The organism is Ensifer sp. Root423 (genome assembly GCF_001426275.1).
Lineage (GTDB): Bacteria > Pseudomonadota > Alphaproteobacteria > Rhizobiales > Rhizobiaceae > Ensifer > Ensifer adhaerens.
In genome coordinates, this window is the sequence record NZ_LMEG01000007.1 from 150,355 (window position 1) to 167,742 (window position 17,388).

The 17,388-nt window shown below is 63.8% G+C and carries 14 protein-coding genes; 6 read left to right on the forward strand and 8 right to left on the reverse strand.

What is annotated here, in order from left to right:
* Positions 1-12: 12 nt before the first annotated feature.
* Together ASD01_RS10080 and ASD01_RS10085 are read right to left on the reverse strand one after the other, a co-directional pair.
* On the reverse strand, positions 13-681 hold the full coding sequence (locus ASD01_RS10080) for a class GN sortase (RefSeq protein ID WP_371273175.1): 669 nt from the start codon (positions 679-681) through the stop codon (positions 13-15).
* Complete coding sequence (locus ASD01_RS10085) at positions 671-3,025, reverse strand: marine proteobacterial sortase target protein (RefSeq protein ID WP_034788682.1); 2,355 nt, start codon at positions 3,023-3,025, stop codon at positions 671-673. Before ASD01_RS10085 ends, ASD01_RS10080 begins: the two co-directional genes overlap by 11 nt.
* A gap of 458 nt (positions 3,026-3,483) precedes the next feature.
* On the opposite strand from ASD01_RS10085, the gene ASD01_RS10090 reads away from it, so the two are divergent.
* Positions 3,484-4,686 (forward strand): pyridoxal phosphate-dependent aminotransferase, encoded by a 1,203-nt coding sequence (locus ASD01_RS10090; RefSeq protein WP_034788681.1) that lies wholly within the window; start codon positions 3,484-3,486, stop codon positions 4,684-4,686.
* Positions 4,687-4,814: 128 nt separating this feature from the next.
* Here the strand turns inward: ASD01_RS10090 and ASD01_RS10095 are convergent, their stop codons facing one another.
* The 3 genes from ASD01_RS10095 to ASD01_RS10105 form a co-directional block, all read right to left on the reverse strand.
* Entirely contained in the window at positions 4,815-5,120 is a 306-nt protein-coding gene (locus ASD01_RS10095; protein WP_034788680.1) for a hypothetical protein, read from the reverse strand.
* A gap of 165 nt (positions 5,121-5,285) precedes the next feature.
* Positions 5,286-6,152: an NAD(P)-dependent oxidoreductase gene (locus ASD01_RS10100; RefSeq protein WP_060528891.1), complete on the reverse strand. Its 867-nt coding sequence runs from the start codon at positions 6,150-6,152 to the stop codon at positions 5,286-5,288.
* A 38-nt stretch (positions 6,153-6,190) separates the two neighbouring features.
* Positions 6,191-6,952, reverse strand: a complete 762-nt coding sequence (locus ASD01_RS10105; RefSeq protein ID WP_034788675.1) for an SDR family oxidoreductase — start codon at positions 6,950-6,952, stop codon at positions 6,191-6,193.
* A gap of 116 nt (positions 6,953-7,068) precedes the next feature.
* On the opposite strand from ASD01_RS10105, the gene ASD01_RS10110 reads away from it, so the two are divergent.
* Positions 7,069-7,959, forward strand: a complete 891-nt coding sequence (locus ASD01_RS10110; RefSeq protein WP_060528892.1) for a LysR substrate-binding domain-containing protein — start codon at positions 7,069-7,071, stop codon at positions 7,957-7,959.
* Positions 7,960-8,041: 82 nt separating this feature from the next.
* Here ASD01_RS10110 and carA read toward each other — a convergent pair whose 3' ends face one another.
* Positions 8,042-9,247 carry a glutamine-hydrolyzing carbamoyl-phosphate synthase small subunit gene (carA, locus tag ASD01_RS10115; RefSeq protein WP_034788670.1) on the reverse strand — a complete coding sequence of 402 codons (1,206 nt, stop codon included), beginning with the start codon at positions 9,245-9,247 and terminating at the stop codon, positions 8,042-8,044.
* Between the two features lie 326 nt (positions 9,248-9,573).
* Between carA and ASD01_RS10120 the strand changes: the two genes are divergently transcribed.
* Positions 9,574-10,023 (forward strand): GatB/YqeY domain-containing protein, encoded by a 450-nt coding sequence (locus ASD01_RS10120; protein WP_034789028.1) that lies wholly within the window; start codon positions 9,574-9,576, stop codon positions 10,021-10,023.
* Between the two features lie 6 nt (positions 10,024-10,029).
* Here the strand turns inward: ASD01_RS10120 and ASD01_RS10125 are convergent, their stop codons facing one another.
* The gene (locus ASD01_RS10125) at positions 10,030-10,935 is read right to left on the reverse strand and encodes a hypothetical protein (RefSeq protein ID WP_034788667.1); all 906 of its coding nucleotides are present in this window, start codon (positions 10,933-10,935) and stop codon (positions 10,030-10,032) included.
* 215 nt (positions 10,936-11,150) lie between these two features.
* Between ASD01_RS10125 and dnaG the strand changes: the two genes are divergently transcribed.
* Positions 11,151-13,163 (forward strand): DNA primase, encoded by a 2,013-nt coding sequence (gene dnaG / locus ASD01_RS10130; protein WP_034788664.1) that lies wholly within the window; start codon positions 11,151-11,153, stop codon positions 13,161-13,163.
* A 52-nt stretch (positions 13,164-13,215) separates the two neighbouring features.
* Here dnaG and ASD01_RS10135 read toward each other — a convergent pair whose 3' ends face one another.
* Positions 13,216-14,055: a glycosyl transferase gene (locus ASD01_RS10135; RefSeq protein WP_210338234.1), complete on the reverse strand. Its 840-nt coding sequence runs from the start codon at positions 14,053-14,055 to the stop codon at positions 13,216-13,218.
* A 194-nt stretch (positions 14,056-14,249) separates the two neighbouring features.
* Between ASD01_RS10135 and recQ the strand changes: the two genes are divergently transcribed.
* Together recQ and ASD01_RS10145 are read left to right on the forward strand one after the other, a co-directional pair.
* Complete coding sequence (recQ, locus tag ASD01_RS10140) at positions 14,250-16,127, forward strand: DNA helicase RecQ (protein WP_034788661.1); 1,878 nt, start codon at positions 14,250-14,252, stop codon at positions 16,125-16,127.
* A gap of 202 nt (positions 16,128-16,329) precedes the next feature.
* Positions 16,330-17,388: glycine C-acetyltransferase (locus ASD01_RS10145; protein WP_060643901.1), on the forward strand; the 1,059-nt coding region annotated here is incomplete at its 3' end.

The window sequence follows — 17,388 nt, forward strand, 5'->3', positions numbered from 1 at the left end:
ATCAAAAGCGGTTTATTTCGAGATCGAGCCTGTCGTCAGCGGCACCGGACGCTGCTCGCCGATGAGTTCTGCGTCGACGATGTAGCGCATCGGTCCCTGCTCGATCGCGTCGAAGGGCCAGCAGGTGGCGAGCGCCAGATGGTGGCCGCTGGCGGACGCGTTGATGCCGCTTTCGTCCCAGCGGGCAACCCGGCTTTCGCCGGCCCTAAACAGGAAGCGGCGGCCGTCCTTGCGGGTCAGCACCAGAAGGTCGCCGGGGTTGACCTCCTTCAGCCAGCGAAAATGCGTGTCGCGATGGGCGGCGATGACCGAGGTACCTTCGTCGCCGGGCAGTGGCGTCGTCGTCAGCCAGGCGGGCCCGAAGGCGAGCGCTTCGCCGCTTGCGCCTTGAAGCACGACCGCCGAGCGGTTGATCCGTGGCGCCGAGATTTCCGCGGCTGTCTGAAAATCGGCCCAGGGCCAGGGCTTGCCATCCGGGTTGCCGTGCAGCTGCGCCTCGAAGGTGCGTTTCAACAGCACCTGCGAGACCTCGGCCTTGGCTTTCATATAGAAGCCCTTGCCGATCAGAAGCAGACCGGCAAGGGCAATGAGCGAGATGATCGCGAGCACGATCGTTTCGACCGCCGAGAGGCGGGCGAGAAAGCCCGGCCGTGGCTCGGACTGATCCTTGTCAGCGGCCACGGCGGCGCACTCCGGCAAGCACGACGGCGGCGATCGGCGCCCGCCAGTAGACAAAGGTCGTGCCGGCAAGCAGAGCGAAGACGAGCAGCATCAGGCCGATCAGGATCTGCTTGTCGGCCTCCGTTGCCGTCTGCGGCAGGGCGACCTGGTTGTTGGCTTCCGCGAGCAGACCTGCCGCCCGCGCCGTCGGTGCGGCCAGCATGCGGTCGGCCGTGACCATCGCAAGCTTGGTTCGGCTTTCGAGCGCGGCGTCACGTTCGTCGACTTTGCCGGGGACAGTCTCGACAGGGGCTTCGCCGAAGACCTTTCCGAAGTCCCAGCCGGCGGGGAGATTGAGCGGCAGCTTCGTTTCGCTCAGGTTCTCGCTGGCGGGCCGCGACGGCGTCGCGTCGACGGCAACGAGGCTGGTCACGCGGGAGACCAGATGGTGGGCAAGTGCCACCGTCTCGATCCGCTTGTCGAGGGTCGCCGGGTCGGCGATCGTCGACGCGCTCGCCTCGAGGTCGTCGATCTTGCGGCGCGCCCAGAGCTTGGCGATGCCTTCGCCGGTCGAGGCCTTGGCGATGTCCATCTCCACCCGCCACGGCTGGTCGCCGGCCTTGCCGAGGATCTGCAGCTTGCCTTCGGGTGCGGTGCCGTCGAGTTCGGCCGTCAGCACCACGGGCTCGCCGCGATAAAGATCGGGCATCGGGTTGGGGGTGATGTCGCTCGCCGAGGCGCCCTCGAAGCTCGCGGCGATATCGGTCATTGCGGGGCTCTCGAGCTTGGTGAAAAGCTCGCCCATGCGCGCGGCGACCTCGCTCTCCGAGCCGATCAGCGTGAAGGTGCCGCGGCCATATTCGGCCGCCTTGGTCATGAAGTGGCTGTTCGGAGCAGAGCCGATGCCGACGGTGAAGACGCGAGCCTCGCCGCGGTTCTTCTGGATCTCCTCGAAAAGCTGCGTCTCGTTGCCGATCGCGCCGTCGGTCAGGAACACCACCTGGCGAAGCGCGCCGGCCTGGACCGGTCCTTGCGTGCGAAGGGCCGCTTCCAGCGCTGGCAGCATCTCGGTGCCCCCATCGGCTGTCAGGCCGCGCACATAGACGATTGCGTCCTCCCGCTTGTCCGGTGTCGCTTCGACCAGCTCGGAGAAGTGCACCGACATGGTGTCGTCGAAGCGGATGACGTTGAAACGGTCCTCGGGCTTCAGCCTCGAGATCGCGAGCGCCAGGCTCTCCTTGGCTTGCTCCATCGACGGGCCGGCCATGGAGCCGGAATTGTCAATGACGAAGACGATCTCCCGCTTGACCGGCTTGGCGTCGGCCTCATTTGCTGCTGCCGGCGGCGTGACGAAGGAAAGCAGATAGGTCTTGCCGCCGACCGTTTCGCGGAACAGGCCGGCATAGGGGCTCTTGCCCTCGATCGCCTTCCAGGTGAGCTCGAAGTCGCGATCGGCAGGCACGCTGTCGCCCTTCAGCGTCACGCGGCGGCTGAGATCGTCAAGATTGGCGATATCGACGTCGTGGTAGCCTGATTTCACTTCGCCGAGCGGGAAGCCGGCCTTGAGGTTCACCGTCAGTGTGACGGGGGTGATCCTGGCGTTCTCTTTGGGGTCGAGGACCGGCGCTTCGATCTTCTCGCGGTCGGGGACCGGGTCGCTGACGGCATAGCCGGTGCGGCTGTCGAGATCGACGGTCTGAACGATCGGCTGCGGGTTGTAGCGCGGCGCCACGACCATGGGGAAACGCAGCGAATAGAGGCCGTTCGATTGGCGGACCGCGCTCTGGTACTCGATCTGCACGACGACCGTTTCGCCGGGACCGATATTGGCGACCTGGTTGGTGAAGATGTTCGGGCGCTGCTGTTCGAGAAGTGCGGCCTTCTTGCCCTCGGCCTTTGCCTGCTCGTAAATCTCCCTGGCCGCCTCACGCGCCTTGATCTCACCCTCGATGAAGCGGTCGCCGATCTGCATCTTCAGCGTGTCGACGGCCGAATCCTCGGGCAGGGGAAAGACATAGGTGCCCTCAACCCAGCCCTTGCTCGGGTTCTCGAAGCGCTGGGTGACGCGGGTGCGCATGATCGGGCCGTTGACGTCGATCTGAACGTCGGTCGCAAGGCGCGGCGCCTCGACGAAATAGCCCGGCTCCTTCGACGGAAAGAGCAGGGCGCCGGTGCCGATGTCGTTGGGGCGAACGTAGCCCGCCAGCTGCCGCGGCTTGGCATCAGCAGTTTGCGCGGTCGCCTGGGTCATCAGGCCGATGAACATCAGGATGCAGGCGGCAAGGGCTGCGATCGCCAGGTACATGCCCCAGCGTGCTTCGTTCTGCCGTGTCTTCATGGAAGCGATTTCGTCGTCGAGAAACATTGCATAACCCCCGTAATGCGAATGTGTTCGGATCATCGAAGGAAATGCCCGGAAACCGGCTGTTGCTGGACGGAATTGCGGCGTTCCGCGACAGTTGTGGTGGCTAAATTATGGCATTTGAAAAATTGCGGGATTGCGCTGATTTTTTTGAATAAATCGCGATCACCAACCGTTTCTGGCCGTTACGTTTCGTGGCCGTTCGAACGGGTGCCACAATCCGTATTGTCGGCGCTCGACGGACGGTGATGCATCGCTCGGTATCGCGACCTCCGATCGACGATGCTGATCGCATTCATGAAACTTTGTCATGGTGACGCTTTTTGCCCGCGTTTCCGGCGTTTTTGCCTATCCGGCGCTTGCAAGACCGGGCGTCTTTCGACATAGACCTAACCGCTATGGAGCCTGCCTTTTCGTTCCGTAGCGATCACCTCGTCTCGAAACGATCAGGACCTTCACCCATGGCCTTCCTTGCCGATGCCCTTTCCCGTGTAAAGCCTTCCGCCACCATCGCCGTTTCGCAGAAAGCCCGTGAGCTGAAAGCGAAAGGCCGCGATGTCATCGGCCTTGGCGCCGGTGAGCCGGACTTCGACACGCCCGACAATATCAAGAAGGCCGCCATCGACGCGATCAATCGCGGCGAGACGAAGTACACGCCGGTCTCCGGCATCCCGGAACTGCGCGAAGCGATCGCCAAGAAGTTCAAGCGCGAGAACAACCTCGACTACACCGCCGCCCAGACGATCGTCGGCACCGGCGGAAAGCAGATTCTTTTCAACGCCTTCATGGCGACCCTGAACGCCGGCGATGAAGTCGTGATCCCGGCGCCCTACTGGGTTTCCTACCCGGAGATGGTGGCGCTGTGCGGCGGCACGCCGGTGACGGTTTCGACCAAGCAGGAGAACAACTTCAAGCTCAAGGCCGAAGATCTGGACAAGGCGATCACGCCGAAGACCAAGTGGTTCATCTTCAACTCGCCGTCCAACCCGTCGGGTGCCGCCTACAGCCATGCCGAGCTGAAGGCGCTGACCGATGTGCTGATGAAGCACCCGCATGTCTGGATCCTCACCGACGACATGTACGAGCACCTGACCTATGGCGACTTCAAGTTCGCGACCCCGGTCGAGGTCGAGCCCGGTCTCTATGACCGCACGCTGACGATGAACGGCGTCTCCAAGGCCTATGCCATGACCGGCTGGCGCATCGGCTACGCCGCCGGCCCGCTGCAGCTGATCAAGGCCATGGACATGATCCAGGGCCAGCAGACCTCGGGCGCCACCTCGATCGCCCAGTGGGCGGCCGTCGAGGCGCTGAACGGCACGCAGGACTTCATTCCCGAAAACAAGAAGATCTTCGAAGGCCGCCGCGATCTCGTCGTGTCGATGCTGAACCAGGCCAAGGGCATTTCGTGCCCGACGCCCGAAGGCGCCTTCTACGTCTATCCGTCCTGCGCCGGCTTGATCGGCAAGACCGCGCCGTCGGGCAAGGTCATCGAGACGGACGAAGACTTCGTGTCGGAACTGCTGGAATCCGAAGGCGTCGCCGTCGTCCACGGTTCGGCCTTCGGCCTCGGCCCGAACTTCCGCATCTCCTATGCGACCTCGGAAGCCCAGCTCGAGGAAGCCTGCCGCCGCATCCAGCGCTTCTGCGCCGCCTGCAAGTAAGCGCGGGCGACCGTCTTTCAAAAAAAGAACCCGCCGGCAACGGCGGGTTTTTCGTTCGTAAAGCGATTCAACCGTTGGTCATCCTGATTCAAGTCAGCCGGCTAAGGTCTTGAAATTAGGGCTCATTCTCAGGCGCCGGGAACCTCGTCGTCGCCAACGATGCCACCCTCGCTTTCGAGGATCGAGAGGCGGCGGGCCTCGGAGCGGGTGAACTTCAGCCGTACGCCGATGCCGCGTTCGCCCTCCGGCAGAAACACCGCGCCGGCATTTTCGAGCGCATGCTTCAACGAGAGGATCACGGCGTCGCCGGGTTTCTCCAGCTTGCGCTCGAACTTGAGGATCGTCTCCTCGTCGATGCCGGAAAAGCTCGAAAGCATTTCGCGCGAAATTTCGATCAGCGCCCGGGCGGCGCGGCACTGTGGACCTGTAATCATCGTCACCTCCAGTTGCGGTGAGGATGCGCGAAGGGTGGCCGAGGGTCAACAACAAGCAGATGGCCCGCGGCGTTTCGACCGCGGGCCATCTGCTTGTTGTTTGCTTGCGGCGCGCTGGCGAGCATCATCGGCGTGCGCTTGCATCCGGACCGCTGGGGCCGCCCTCTATTTGCCCCGCATCGCCTCGATGAGGCCGGAGGCCTCGTCGCTGCCAAAGCCGGCGGCGAGGCGCTTTTTTGCCAGCCTTTCGATCGGCTCCATGAAGGCCGGATCGATGCCCAGGCTGCGGCTTGCGGCAACGATGTTGGTGATCGCCACCGACTGCATTGAGAGGTTCGACATCACGTCGCGGCCGTGGTCGCCGCTGTCGATCCGTTCGGCATAATCAGGCAGCGCCGTCATCATCGCGGCAAGCCAGGGCTCGACCAGCGGCAGGAACTGCTTCGCGGTGAAGCCGACGCTGCCGGCGAGCGCCGTTGCGTGCAGATAGCCGCCGAAGAGACCGTACATCGCCGACAGCAAGGCGAGGTCGCTGACCGCGGCGAGAACAGGATCCTCGCCGAGATAGTGGCTCTGGCCGAAGGCGGCCAATTGCTCCCTGGTTTTTTCGAAAGCATCGGCGCTGCCACTACAGAGAATGAAGGCATCCGGTGTGCCGATCATCGGCGGCGTCGCCATGATTCCTCCGTCGAGATAGCGTGCGCCGTACGCTTCAAGGCGGGCCGCGACCGCCCGGACTTCATCCGGGCGACCGTTGGTGAGGTTGATGACGGTCTTGCCTGCGAGCATGGGGCCGACATCTGCCAGCGTCGTTTCGACAGCGGCGTAGTCGGTGAGGCATAGGATGAGGATATCGCTGGCCGCAATGGCTTCGGTGACCGTTGCTGCCCGGCGAGCGCCGCGGGCAACCAGCGCGTCGGCCCGCGCGGACGTACGGTTCCAGACGGTGGCGGTGTTGCCCGCGTCGATGAGGGTTTTGGCAAGTGCCGTGCCCATGGCGCCGAGGCCGATGATGGCGATGGATTTGGACATCGTGATTCTCCGCTCCTGGTTCCCCGCTCTGGCCCGCTTCAGGCCGCCGGCGACAATTGCTGGCCGAGGCCACCGTCGACGGTGAGGCGTGCGCCGGTGGTGAAGGTGGCATCGAAGGCGAGGAACAGCACGGCGCGGGCGACTTCGTCCGCCGTGCCGTTGCGGCCCATCGGGGTGATCGCATCGCCGAGCGCCTTGAACTCGGCACGTTCGGCGTCGGTGACGCCCGCCACGCCCTTGGTCGGCGTATCGATGAAGCCGGGGCTGACCGAGTTGACCCTTATGCGGCGCGGCAGAAGCTCGGCGGCAAAGACGGAGGCAAACGAGATCAGCGCCGCCTTGCTGCCGCTATAGACCGCCATTCCCGGATGGCCGCCGACATCAGCAACCGACGAGGTAAAGACGATCGAGCCGCCGTCGCGGATCAGAGGCGCCAGCCGCTGGACGGTGAAAAAGGCACCCTTGGTGTTGATGGTGAACTGGCGATCGTAGGAGGCCTCCGTCACCTGGTCGAATGGCTCGAGCAGCGATGTGCCGGCGTTGACGTGCAGGAGATCGATCGAACCCAGTTTCTGCCCGACCGTCGCCCCGAGCACAGCGATCTCGCCGAGATCGGCGATATCTGACTTTACCGCATGAACGCGGTCGCCGAAGCGCTGCTGGATCCGGGCGAGGTTCTCTTCGTTGTTTCCGGTCAGAAGCACCTCGGCGCCGCCGTCGACGAGCCGCTCGACCGTCGCCAGACCCATGCCATGCGTGCCGCCGATGACGACGGCTTTCTTGTTTTGATAGATACCCATTGTCTTTTCCTTCGATATCAGGCTTCGATGAGGAAGAGATAATTTCGTGGACGATATTGCGTAAGACGGGCAAACGTGGATGTATCGTCCACGCTTGTAGACATTGGAGGCCCGCGATGCGCAATCTCAACGACTTCATCGTCTTTGCCCATGTGGTCGATCACAAGGGGTTCGCGCCGGCGGCGCGGGCGCTGAACGTGCCGAAATCGACGCTGAGCAAGCGCGTGGCCGAGCTGGAAAAGACGCTTGGCGTCCGGCTGATCAACCGAACTTCGCGTCGCTTCACCGTGACGGAGATAGGCGAGGATTTCTACCGGCATGCCTCGGCGATGTTGATAGAGGCGGAGGCGGCCGAAGCCATCGTCAAGGGGCGCCTTGCCGAACCGAGCGGAACGGTGAGGATCACCGCCTCTGTGCCGACGGCTCAGATGATGCTGGCGGGGCTGCTGCCGCCGCTGGCGCAGGCCTATCCCAAGATGCGGGTGATGCTGCACGCGACGGACCGTTTCGTCGATGTGGTGCAGGAGGGCTTCGACATCGCGGTGCGCGATCACTTCGCACCGCTGCCCGATTCCGGCATGGTGCAGCGGCGGGTGGCAAACGATGCCATCCTGCTCGTGGCAGCGCCCGCCTACCTGGAAAATCGCGGGCACCCGCGCGAACCGAGCGACCTTTCGCGCCACGACGGGCTGCTGGCCTCCCTGGCCTCGGAGGGATGGACGATGCGCAACGACGCGGGCGTGGTCGTCAGGGTGCGCCCCATGCCGCGGTTCCTCGCTGACGAATCCAGCGTGTTGCTCGAGGCCGCCGTCTCCGGTCTTGGCATCACCGCGCTACCGAGAAAGATCTGTCGGGCGGCAATCGAGGCTGGAAGTCTTGTGCGTGTGCTTGCCGATTGGGAGGCAGGCAGCGTGACGACGACGCTGTTGATGCCGCATCGGCGCGGGCAACTGCCGTCGGTTCGCGCCGTCGTCGACTTCATCGTCACGCATCTGCCAGGAGAGTGAGGCCGGGCGGCAGCGAAGGCGCATGCTCGAAAAGAAAAGGCCCGCTCGGAGCGGGCCTTCGAAGCTTGTCTCGGTCGGTCGCTTAGCGCTCTGCGAGCGCCGGTTCGCCCTTCTTCTCGCGCACGAGGTTCATGAAGCGGCGGAAGAGATAGTGGCTGTCCTGCGGGCCGGGAGAGGCTTCCGGGTGGTGCTGGACCGAGAACACCGGCTTGCCGGCGACGCGCAGGCCGCAATTGGTGCCGTCGAAGAGCGAAATGTGAGTCTCATCAACACCCTGCGGCAGCGACTTCGAATCCACCGCGAAGCCGTGGTTCATCGAGACGATCTCGACCTTGCCGGTGGTGTGGTCCTTGACCGGATGGTTGGCGCCGTGGTGGCCCTGGTGCATCTTTTCGGTCTTGCCGCCGAGTGCCAGCGCCAGCATCTGGTGGCCGAGGCAGATGCCGAAGACCGGGATGTCGGTCTTGAGCAGGTCCTGGATGACCGGCACGGCGTATTTTCCGGTTGCTGCCGGGTCGCCGGGGCCGTTCGACAGGAAGATGCCGTCCGGCTTCTGCGCCAGCACTTCGTCGGCGCTGGTCGTGGCCGGCATGACCGTGACGCGGGCGTTGAGGCCGGCAAAGAGGCGCAGGATGTTGCGCTTCACGCCGTAGTCGAGCGCGACGATATGGTAGGCGGCATCGGTTTCGCCGAGCGTCGAATAACCTTCGTTCCAGACCCACGGCTGCTCGTCCCAGCGCGACGACTGGCCGGAGGTCGCGACCTTGGCAAGGTCGAGGCCCTCAAGGCCGCTCCAGGCCTTGGCTTCCTTCTTCAGCGTCTCGATATCGAAGACGCCCGAGGGGTCGTGGGCGATGACGGCGTTCGGCATGCCGTTTTCTCGGATCCAGGCAGTAAGCGCGCGGGTGTCGATACCGCAAAGGCCGATGATGCCGCGGGCCTTCAGCCAGGCGTCGAGGTGCTTGGCGGCGCGGTAGTTGGACGGCTCGGTGATGTCGGCCTTGAAGATGACGCCGACCGCGCCGTGGCGTGCTGCCGGCGTCAGGTCTTCGATGTCTTCGTCATTGGCGCCGATGTTGCCGATGTGCGGGAAGGTGAAGGTGACGATCTGGCCGAGATAGGAGGGGTCCGTCAGAATTTCCTGGTAGCCCGTCAGCGCCGTGTTGAAGCAGACCTCCGCCTGCACTTTGCCGGTCGCGCCGATGCCCTTGCCCTCGATCACGGTGCCGTCGGCCAGAACGAGCAGTGCGGTTGGTTTTTCAGTGGTCCATGCGGGTGTCGCGGTCATCGTTCCTATCCCGTTGCGGCGCGAAGCGGGGGCTTGAAAGCCCGGCAGTCGATCGCCATTTCTTTGCTCAGGCATGGACGCGCGGAAACCCCGCGGAAAAGTGCTCTCATGCCGATGTTGTGCAGGTGCGGGAAAATACCCAAAGCGCTTACCCGGGTCAACCGGCCGCTGTGAATTGTCGGGAAATAAAATTCCTTATAATTCAAGCGGTTGCGTATTCCGTTTGATTGCGCCTGTCACACTGGTTTAAGACGACGATAACAATGATGGTTTCGAACCGGTTCCGGGCAGAGCACCGCGGGCCGGTTTTGACATGGAGTATGGACATGCGCGACCTGTTCGCTAACGCACTGAAGGAAGCCCTCAAAGCCAAGGACGCACGGCGTACCTCGACCGTGCGGCTGATCCAGGCGGCGATCAAGGATCGGGACATTGCCAATCGGGGCCTCGGCAAGGACCCGGTCAGCGATGACGACATCCTGCAGATCCTCGCCAAGATGATCAAGCAGCGCGAAGAATCGGCTCGTATCTACGACGACGCCGGCCGGCCGGAGCTTGCCGCGCAGGAGCGTGAGGAAATCGTCATCATCAACCAGTTCCTGCCGGCCCAGCTTCCGGAGGCAAAGGTGAAGGAACTCTGCGCCTCGGTCATCGCCGAAACCGGCGCACATGGCCTGCGTGATATGGGCAAGTGCATGAACGTGCTCAAGGAGCGCTATCCCGGCCAGATGGACTTCGCCAAGGCCTCCGGCCTGGTGAAGGAACTGCTCAAGTAGCTCCGCTCAAGTCAGTGCCGCCGCCCGTTGCGATAAGACGGGCGTCGCCACCTCGGCTTTCGCCGGAAACGTCGCTTCGAATGCGCGATCGATGAGCGCGAACTTCTCCGCCTGATAATCCCAGTATTCACGGATGAAGGCTTTGGACAGCCAGACCGCGCCGCGTCCGGGCGACCGCTCCCACCCCATATTGCCCAAAAGGGCTGCCTTGTCGAAGATCCGCTTGAGGTGGGTCTTGGAGATGATGAAGCGTTCGCTGAGATCGCTCGGCGAAACCGGCCCGATGGCGAGGCGCTCTGCCTCGGGGTCGAAGGCGCCGAGGCGGGAAAAGAGATCGTCCATCACCACGCCCCCGGAATTGACCCAGGTAAAGAGATCGAAGGTCGGGCCTGGACGACGGACCGTGTCGTTGCCGACAAGCGCGTGGGCGACGGCGGCCTGCAGCCGGCCGAACTGGTCCTGCTCTTCGCCTAGGCGTGCCAGCCGCGACTGGCCATCGAAGGCGTCGAGGATGGCCAGATGGGACTGCATCCATTTCCAGACATAGTCGAGCGCTGCCTCGGTAGGCTCCAGCGGCCGGCTGCGCTTGTCGGGCTGCACCGTGATGTAGCGGGCGAAGCGGTAGGTAACCATTTCCTGCACGAAGGATGCCGCGGTGTTGCGGCTGGCGATCCCGTGCATGACGGCATAGTTGATGAAACGGCCGCTGTAGAGACCGCTCGAGGGATCATCCGGATCGCGGTCGTGATAAAGTGCAAGCCCGGATTGGGCCATCAGCCAGCGCTGCTGCGAGGCAAAGATCGAGGCGAGCCGCGGGTTTGCCGCATACATCTCCACCATGCCGCGCGCATAGCTCAGCACCGCGCCGAAGAAAGCCGGACTGGAGGCGAGCACTTTGACGGAAATGGCCATGGCAAGTGATCCAATTCGAGACGGCGAATTGATCCTTTTCGTCAAAGGGGTGTCAAGTGCTACTTTTGGTCTTCAGAAAATATTCATACACAACTTTTGATTGGGCGTCCGGCGTGCGATTCCCGTTTCGCTCCTGTGAATAGCGTGCAAGCAGGATCACTGTTGTAGCGCCCGCCGGCCATGCCGCCTATATGGAGGATCGACCAGAGGTATCCATGCGCTTTTCACAGTCCTTTCTTGACGAGATACGCGATCGCGTTCCGATTTCGGACGTGATTGCCAAGCGCGTTAGCTGGGACCGGCGCAAGACCAACGTCTCGCGCGGCGACTATTGGGCCTGCTGCCCCTTTCACGGCGAGAAGTCGCCGAGCTTTCACTGCGAGGACCGCAAGGGCCGCTACCATTGCTTCGGCTGCGGTGTCTCGGGTGACCACTTCCGCTTTCTCACCGATCTCGAAGGCCTGAGCTTTCCCGAAGCCGTGCAGCAGATCGCCGACATGGCGGGCGTTGCCATGCCGCAACCGGATCCGCAGGCAGAGCGCCGGGAGAAGGAACGTACAAGCCTGCTCGACGTGATGGAGCTGGCGACCGCGTACTTCGAGGACCAACTCCAGACGGCCAACGGCGCCAAGGCGCGCGCCTATCTGCGCGAGCGCGGGCTGACGGGGCGCACGATCGAGACCTTTCGTTTGGGCTACGCGCCCGACAGCCGCAATGCGCTCAAGGAACATCTCGCCGGCAAGGGTGTCGGCAAGGAACAGATCGAGGCCTGCGGCCTCGTGGTGCACGGGCCGGACGTGCCGGTTTCCTACGACCGGTTCCGCGACCGCATCATGTTCCCGATCCTGTCGTCGCGCGAGAAGGTCATCGCGTTTGGCGGCCGCGCCATGTCGCCGGACGCACCGGCAAAGTATCTGAACTCGAACGAGACCGAGCTCTTCCACAAGGGCAACGTGCTCTACAATTTCGCCCGCGCGCGCCGTGCTTCGCAAGGAGCCGCACGTGACGTCGGGCAGGACGATGCGGCCGGAACGATCATCGCCGTCGAAGGCTACATGGACGTGATCGCGCTGCATCAGGCGGGCGTCGAAAACGCCGTTGCGCCGCTCGGCACGGCGCTCACCGAAAACCAGCTCGATCTCTTGTGGAAGATGACGTCGCAGCCGGTGCTCTGCTTCGACGGCGATGGGGCGGGCATTCGTGCCGCAAACCGCGGCGTCGACCTGGCGCTGCCGCATCTGAAGCCCGGCCGTTCGGTCCGCTTCGCCATGCTTCCGGACGGGAAGGATCCCGACGACCTCGTGCGTCAGGAGGGCCGTGGACCCTTCGACAAGGTGCTCGCCAACGCCCGTTCGCTCGCCGAGATGGTCTGGCAGCGCGAGATCCAGGGCGGCGCTTTCGACACGCCGGAAAAGCGCGCCGAGCTCGAAGCACGGCTGAAGCAGGTGACATCCGTGATCGCCGACGAAAGCGTGCGCCGGCACTATGGCCAGGACATGCGCGACCGGCTTCACGCCTTCCTGCAATCCTCAGGGGCAGGGCGGGGCGAGCGGCGTCCGTTTGAACGCGGCGGCCGGCAGGGCGGTGGCGGCGGAGCACGCGGCGCTGGTCAGCCACGGGGGCCGAATGCGAGCGGGCCGACGGCAATCTCCGACCGGCTGGCGCGCTCGACACTGGTCAGCGGACAGCAGGTGGCGCCGCTTCTGAGAGAGAGCGTTCTGGCACTCACCATCGTCAACCATCCGCAATTGCTGTTCGACGAATATGACGAGATCTCGACGATCGAGTTCGACCACCGCGAGCTGCAGCGCTGCTGGGCGGCGGTGCTGAACGCTGCGGCTGCGCAGGGGCCGCGGTTGAACCGCGAGGATCTGCTCGAACAATTGCAGGCGGAGGGTTTTGGTGCGCTGATTGCCGCGATCGACCAGCAGATCCGCTATGCGCGGCTCTGGACCGCGACAACGGCGGCCGCGCCCGAGGACGCCCGCGAAGGATATCTGCAGGCGCTGGCACTGCACCAGCGCTCGAAGGCATTGCACTGGCAGGTGCGCGAGCTCGAACGCGAACTGGCCCATGCGACCGAGGAGGGCGACCTCGAAGCCGTGCCACAGCTTTTGCGCACGCTTCAGGAAGTGCAGCACGAAGTGACGCGGCTTGAAAACCAGGAAGCGATCATCGAAGGCTTTGGCGTGCTTTCAGGCCGCGTGAAGGGGCCGGCGGCGCGCTAGCTGCTGGGTTTTCCCCGCAGCGAAAGCAGGCCTGTTCTCGGCGAAGTCTCGACTATTCGCGCCAATGATCGGCCACCCATGGCGATGGGCGAAGGTAGTGCCGGAGATAGCGAAACGCATTCTTCTCGTAACGGTCGGATGCAAACAGCCCGAGGATATGGCCAAGCGGGGTGGAGACCTTGTCCTTCTTGCCGAAGCGGCCTTCGATCGCATGCTGCGGCAGGAGGTTGCGCGGGAACAGCACGACGCGCGCGTCCTTGGGCAGTCGGGGTGCCAGGAAAAAGTTGAGCGGGAACGGCCGGCGGCAGTCCTGCCGGAAATGCAGGACCCAGCGGCGGGGGAAAAGTTTGGTCCCGCCCGGCGCATTGCGCGTGACGAAGCGCTGCTCGAAACGGTATTCGTCGGCAATGCCTTGCGGGTCGGCGCGGAACTTCTCCTGCAACGGCACCAGCTTGCCGACTGGATAGCGAAACAGCGAGGTCTGGCCGAGGCGCTCGAACGGCGTCGTCTGGTTACGGGCGAGGATGACGTCGTCCGGTTCTCCCTCCTCGAAGAAACCATCGAGCGATCCGACGATGACCAGGTCGAGGTCCAGGAACAGGACGGGGCCTTTGAGATTGCCGAGCTTCGGCCCCCACAGCCGTGACTTCTGCCAGATGCCGGGCGTGTTCTTGGGCATTTCGCCGATGTCCAGCGGCGGCAAATCCTCGCACAGGATTTCCGGACGCAGGCCGTCGCGATTGTCGGTAAAGCAGGTGAAGGTGAAGGGCGGGGTGATGTTGCGCGCCACCATGGCGTAGAGCCGGTTGATGAACGGTGCGCCGTACTTCGTACCCCAGTTGATGCAGATGATCTGCTTGACGCCGCCGCTCGCCGCTAGAATATTTGCCATAATCACGTCCCGATTTCTGCGCGCCACTAAAGTACCGATGCGTTATCAAGGTCAAGCTGTCGGGGCAATCCCCGGTGAAGCGCAGCAGGGCCTGCGGGGAAAAACAGCCCTTGTCTCTTCAGTTGCGGCAAGGGCTATGGCATTGCCTGCGCATCTGGCCATGATGGCCTAAGCTGATTCCCGAAGGAGATGTGATGGAGTTCGTCGAAAGGGCGACGCCCTCAAGAAGCGCTGCCAGCAAGCTCTTCGACGAAGCCGGCCAGGCACCGCTCGACGTGCTGAAACGCGTCTATGGCTATTCTGCCTTTCGCGGCAAGCAGCAGGCAGTGGTCGAGCATGTGACCGCTGGCGGCGATGCCGTCGTTCTCTTTCCGACTGGCGCCGGCAAGTCGCTCTGCTTCCAGATCCCGGCGCTCTGCCGGCCCGGATTGGGTGTCGTCGTCTCGCCGCTGATCGCGCTGATGCGCGATCAGGTGGAGGCGCTGAAACAGCTTGGCGTCAATGCGGCTGCGCTGAATTCGTCGCTGACGCGCGAAGAGGCGATTGCGGTCAGGCGCCAGATCCACGACGGCACGCTCGACCTTCTCTATGTGACGCCGGAGCGGACCGTCACCGACGGCTTCGCCGATCTCATAGGCAATGCCCGAATCGCGCTTTTTGCCATCGACGAGGCGCACTGCGTTTCGCAATGGGGCCATGATTTCCGCCCCGAGTACCGCGCGCTCGGATTACTAGCCGAGCGCTATCCCGGCGTGCCGCGCATCGCGCTCACTGCCACCGCCGATCCGCACACCCGCGACGACATCGTCGAGCGGCTGGCGCTCAGCAATGCCGAGGTGTTTACCACCAGCTTCGACCGGCCGAACATCGCCTATGAAATCGTCGAGCGTGACCAGCCGCGCCAGCAACTGCTGCGCTTTCTCTCCCGCTTCAAAGGGGCGTCCGGCATCGTCTATTGCCTGTCGCGCGCCAAGGTCGAGGACACGGCCGAATGGCTGAACGCGCAAGGCATCCGGGCGCTACCCTATCATGCCGGCATGGACCGCGCGCTCCGCGACAGGCATCAGGACGCCTTCCTGAAAGAAGAGAGCCTCTGCCTCGTTGCGACCGTCGCCTTCGGCATGGGCATCGACAAGCCCGACGTGCGTTATGTCGCGCATCTCGACCTGCCGGGATCGGTGGAGGCCTATTACCAGGAGACCGGCCGCGCCGGTCGTGACGGGCAGCCCTCTGAGGTCTGGATGGCCTATGGCATGGCCGATGTGCTGCAGCGCCGCCGGATGATCGACGAGGGTGGAGCGGCGGATGACATCAAGCGCATCGAGCGCGGCAAGCTCAATGCGCTCTTGGCGATCTGCGAGACGGCCGGCTGCCGCCGCCAGGCGATCCTTGCGCATTTCGGCGAGGCCCATCCCGGCCGTTGCGGCCATTGCGACACCTGCCTGAAGCCGGTCGAGACCTGGGACGGGACGGAAGCGGCGATCAAGGCGCTGGCCGCGGTCTATCGCACCGGCGAGCGCTTCGGCACCGGCCACGTGGTCGATGTGCTCATGGGCACGGTCAACGAGAAGACCGAGCGCTTCGGCCATGTCGACATGCCCGTCTTCGGCGCCGGCAAGGACCTGCCGGCTCGCACCTGGCAATCGGTCTTCCGGCAATTGCTGGCGGCGGGCCTGATCAGCGTCGACCATGCCGCCTTCGGCGCGATGAAGCTCGAGGCGGAGGCGCGTGCGGTGTTCAAGCGCGAGCGCCAGGTGTTTTTCCGCAAGGACCGCCCGACCTCGGGCAAGGCGGCGCGCGGCGCCAAGTCGGGATCGCAGCGCGAACGGGCCGATCTGGCCGGGTCCGATCTCGAACTTTTCGAACTGCTGCGCGCCGAGCGCTTCTCGATCGCCAAGGATCTGAACGTCCCGCCCTATGTCGTCTTCCCCGATGCGACCTTGATTGCGCTTGCCAAGGAACGCCCGCGTGACCTCGATGAACTGCTCGACATTCCCGGTATCGGCGAAAGCAAACGCGAACGCTACGGCGAGGCATTTCTGGCGGTCATCGACGGGTATCTCGACGGGTGAAGGCGGTAGGCCCCCGCGTCTCCGTCGTCGGAAAATGTCTGTGGCGAAGCGCTTCGCGACATAATATGTCCGGCCCGCCATCGCGCCTTGAAATGGCCTGTCGTTTTTACGCTGGATGCGGCCGAGCGCCGGATTTTGCTGCAAGTCAAAAGCCGTCATGATACTCGTCAGGCACGCGATGTTTTCTTGAAGCGAGAGCGCCATGACTTCAGCCTTCCTCACCCATCTCCGTTTAGAACTCGAGGGCCTGAAGACGGCCGGGTTGTACAAGTCGGAGCGTGTGATCACCTCGAAGCAGGCGGGCGAAATCAAGGTCGCCTCGGGCGAGCGGGTGCTCAACTTCTGCGCCAACAACTATCTTGGCCTTGCCGACAGTGAAGAGCTGGCCGAGGCCGGCAAGCAGGCGCTCGACCGTTACGGTTACGGCATGGCCTCGGTGCGTTTCATCTGCGGCACGCAGGAGGAACACAAACAGCTGGAGGCACGCATTTCGTCCTTCCTCGGCCTGGAAGACACGATCCTCTATTCCTCCTGTTTCGACGCCAATGGCGGCCTGTTCGAGACGCTGCTCGGCGAAGAGGACGCGATCATCTCCGATGCGCTCAACCACGCCTCGATCATCGACGGCGTGCGGCTGTCGAAGGCCAGGCGCTTCCGCTACGCCAACAACGACATGGCGGCGCTGGAGGAGGAGTTGAAGAAGGCCGAGGGCAGCCGCTTCAAGCTGATCGCCACCGATGGCGTGTTCTCGATGGACGGCATCATCGCCAATCTTAAGGGCGTTTGCGACCTCGCCGACAAATATGGCGCCATGGTCATGGTCGACGACAGCCATGCGGTCGGCTTCGTCGGGAAGAACGGCCGCGGCTCGGCCGAACATTGTGGCGTCGAGGGCCGGATCGACATCATCACCGGCACGCTCGGCAAGGCGCTCGGCGGCGCTTCGGGCGGCTACACCTCGGCCAAGGCCGAAGTGGTCGACTGGCTCAGGCAGCGCTCGCGCCCTTATCTGTTTTCCAACACCCTGGCGCCGGTCATTGCCGCCGCCTCGCTCAAAGTCTTCGACCTGATCGACAACGGCGATGCCTTGCGCGAGCGGCTCTATGCCAATGCGGCGCTGTTTCGCACCGAGATGTCGAAGCTCGGCTTCACGCTGGCCGGTGAGGGCCACCCGATCATCCCGGTGATGCTCGGTGATGCCGCACTCGCCCAGGAGATGGCGGCGCGCATGCTGAAGAAGGGCGTCTATGTCATCGGCTTC

Excerpts from the sequence above, each read along its gene's own strand:
- ASD01_RS10085 (WP_034788682.1), bottom strand. The coding sequence starts at position 3,025 with ATGTTTCTCGACGACGAAATCGCTTCCATGAAGACACGGCAGAACGAA.
- ASD01_RS10090 (WP_034788681.1), top strand. The coding sequence starts at position 3,484 with ATGGCCTTCCTTGCCGATGCCCTTTCCCGTGTAAAGCCTTCCGCCACC.
- ASD01_RS10095 (WP_034788680.1), bottom strand. The coding sequence starts at position 5,120 with ATGATTACAGGTCCACAGTGCCGCGCCGCCCGGGCGCTGATCGAAATT.
- ASD01_RS10100 (WP_060528891.1), bottom strand. The coding sequence starts at position 6,152 with ATGTCCAAATCCATCGCCATCATCGGCCTCGGCGCCATGGGCACGGCA.
- ASD01_RS10105 (WP_034788675.1), bottom strand. The coding sequence starts at position 6,952 with ATGGGTATCTATCAAAACAAGAAAGCCGTCGTCATCGGCGGCACGCAT.
- ASD01_RS10110 (WP_060528892.1), top strand. The coding sequence starts at position 7,069 with ATGCGCAATCTCAACGACTTCATCGTCTTTGCCCATGTGGTCGATCAC.
- carA (WP_034788670.1), bottom strand. The coding sequence starts at position 9,247 with ATGACCGCGACACCCGCATGGACCACTGAAAAACCAACCGCACTGCTC.
- ASD01_RS10120 (WP_034789028.1), top strand. The coding sequence starts at position 9,574 with ATGCGCGACCTGTTCGCTAACGCACTGAAGGAAGCCCTCAAAGCCAAG.
- ASD01_RS10125 (WP_034788667.1), bottom strand. The coding sequence starts at position 10,935 with ATGGCCATTTCCGTCAAAGTGCTCGCCTCCAGTCCGGCTTTCTTCGGC.
- dnaG (WP_034788664.1), top strand. The coding sequence starts at position 11,151 with ATGCGCTTTTCACAGTCCTTTCTTGACGAGATACGCGATCGCGTTCCG.
- ASD01_RS10135 (WP_210338234.1), bottom strand. The coding sequence starts at position 14,055 with ATGGCAAATATTCTAGCGGCGAGCGGCGGCGTCAAGCAGATCATCTGC.
- recQ (WP_034788661.1), top strand. The coding sequence starts at position 14,250 with ATGGAGTTCGTCGAAAGGGCGACGCCCTCAAGAAGCGCTGCCAGCAAG.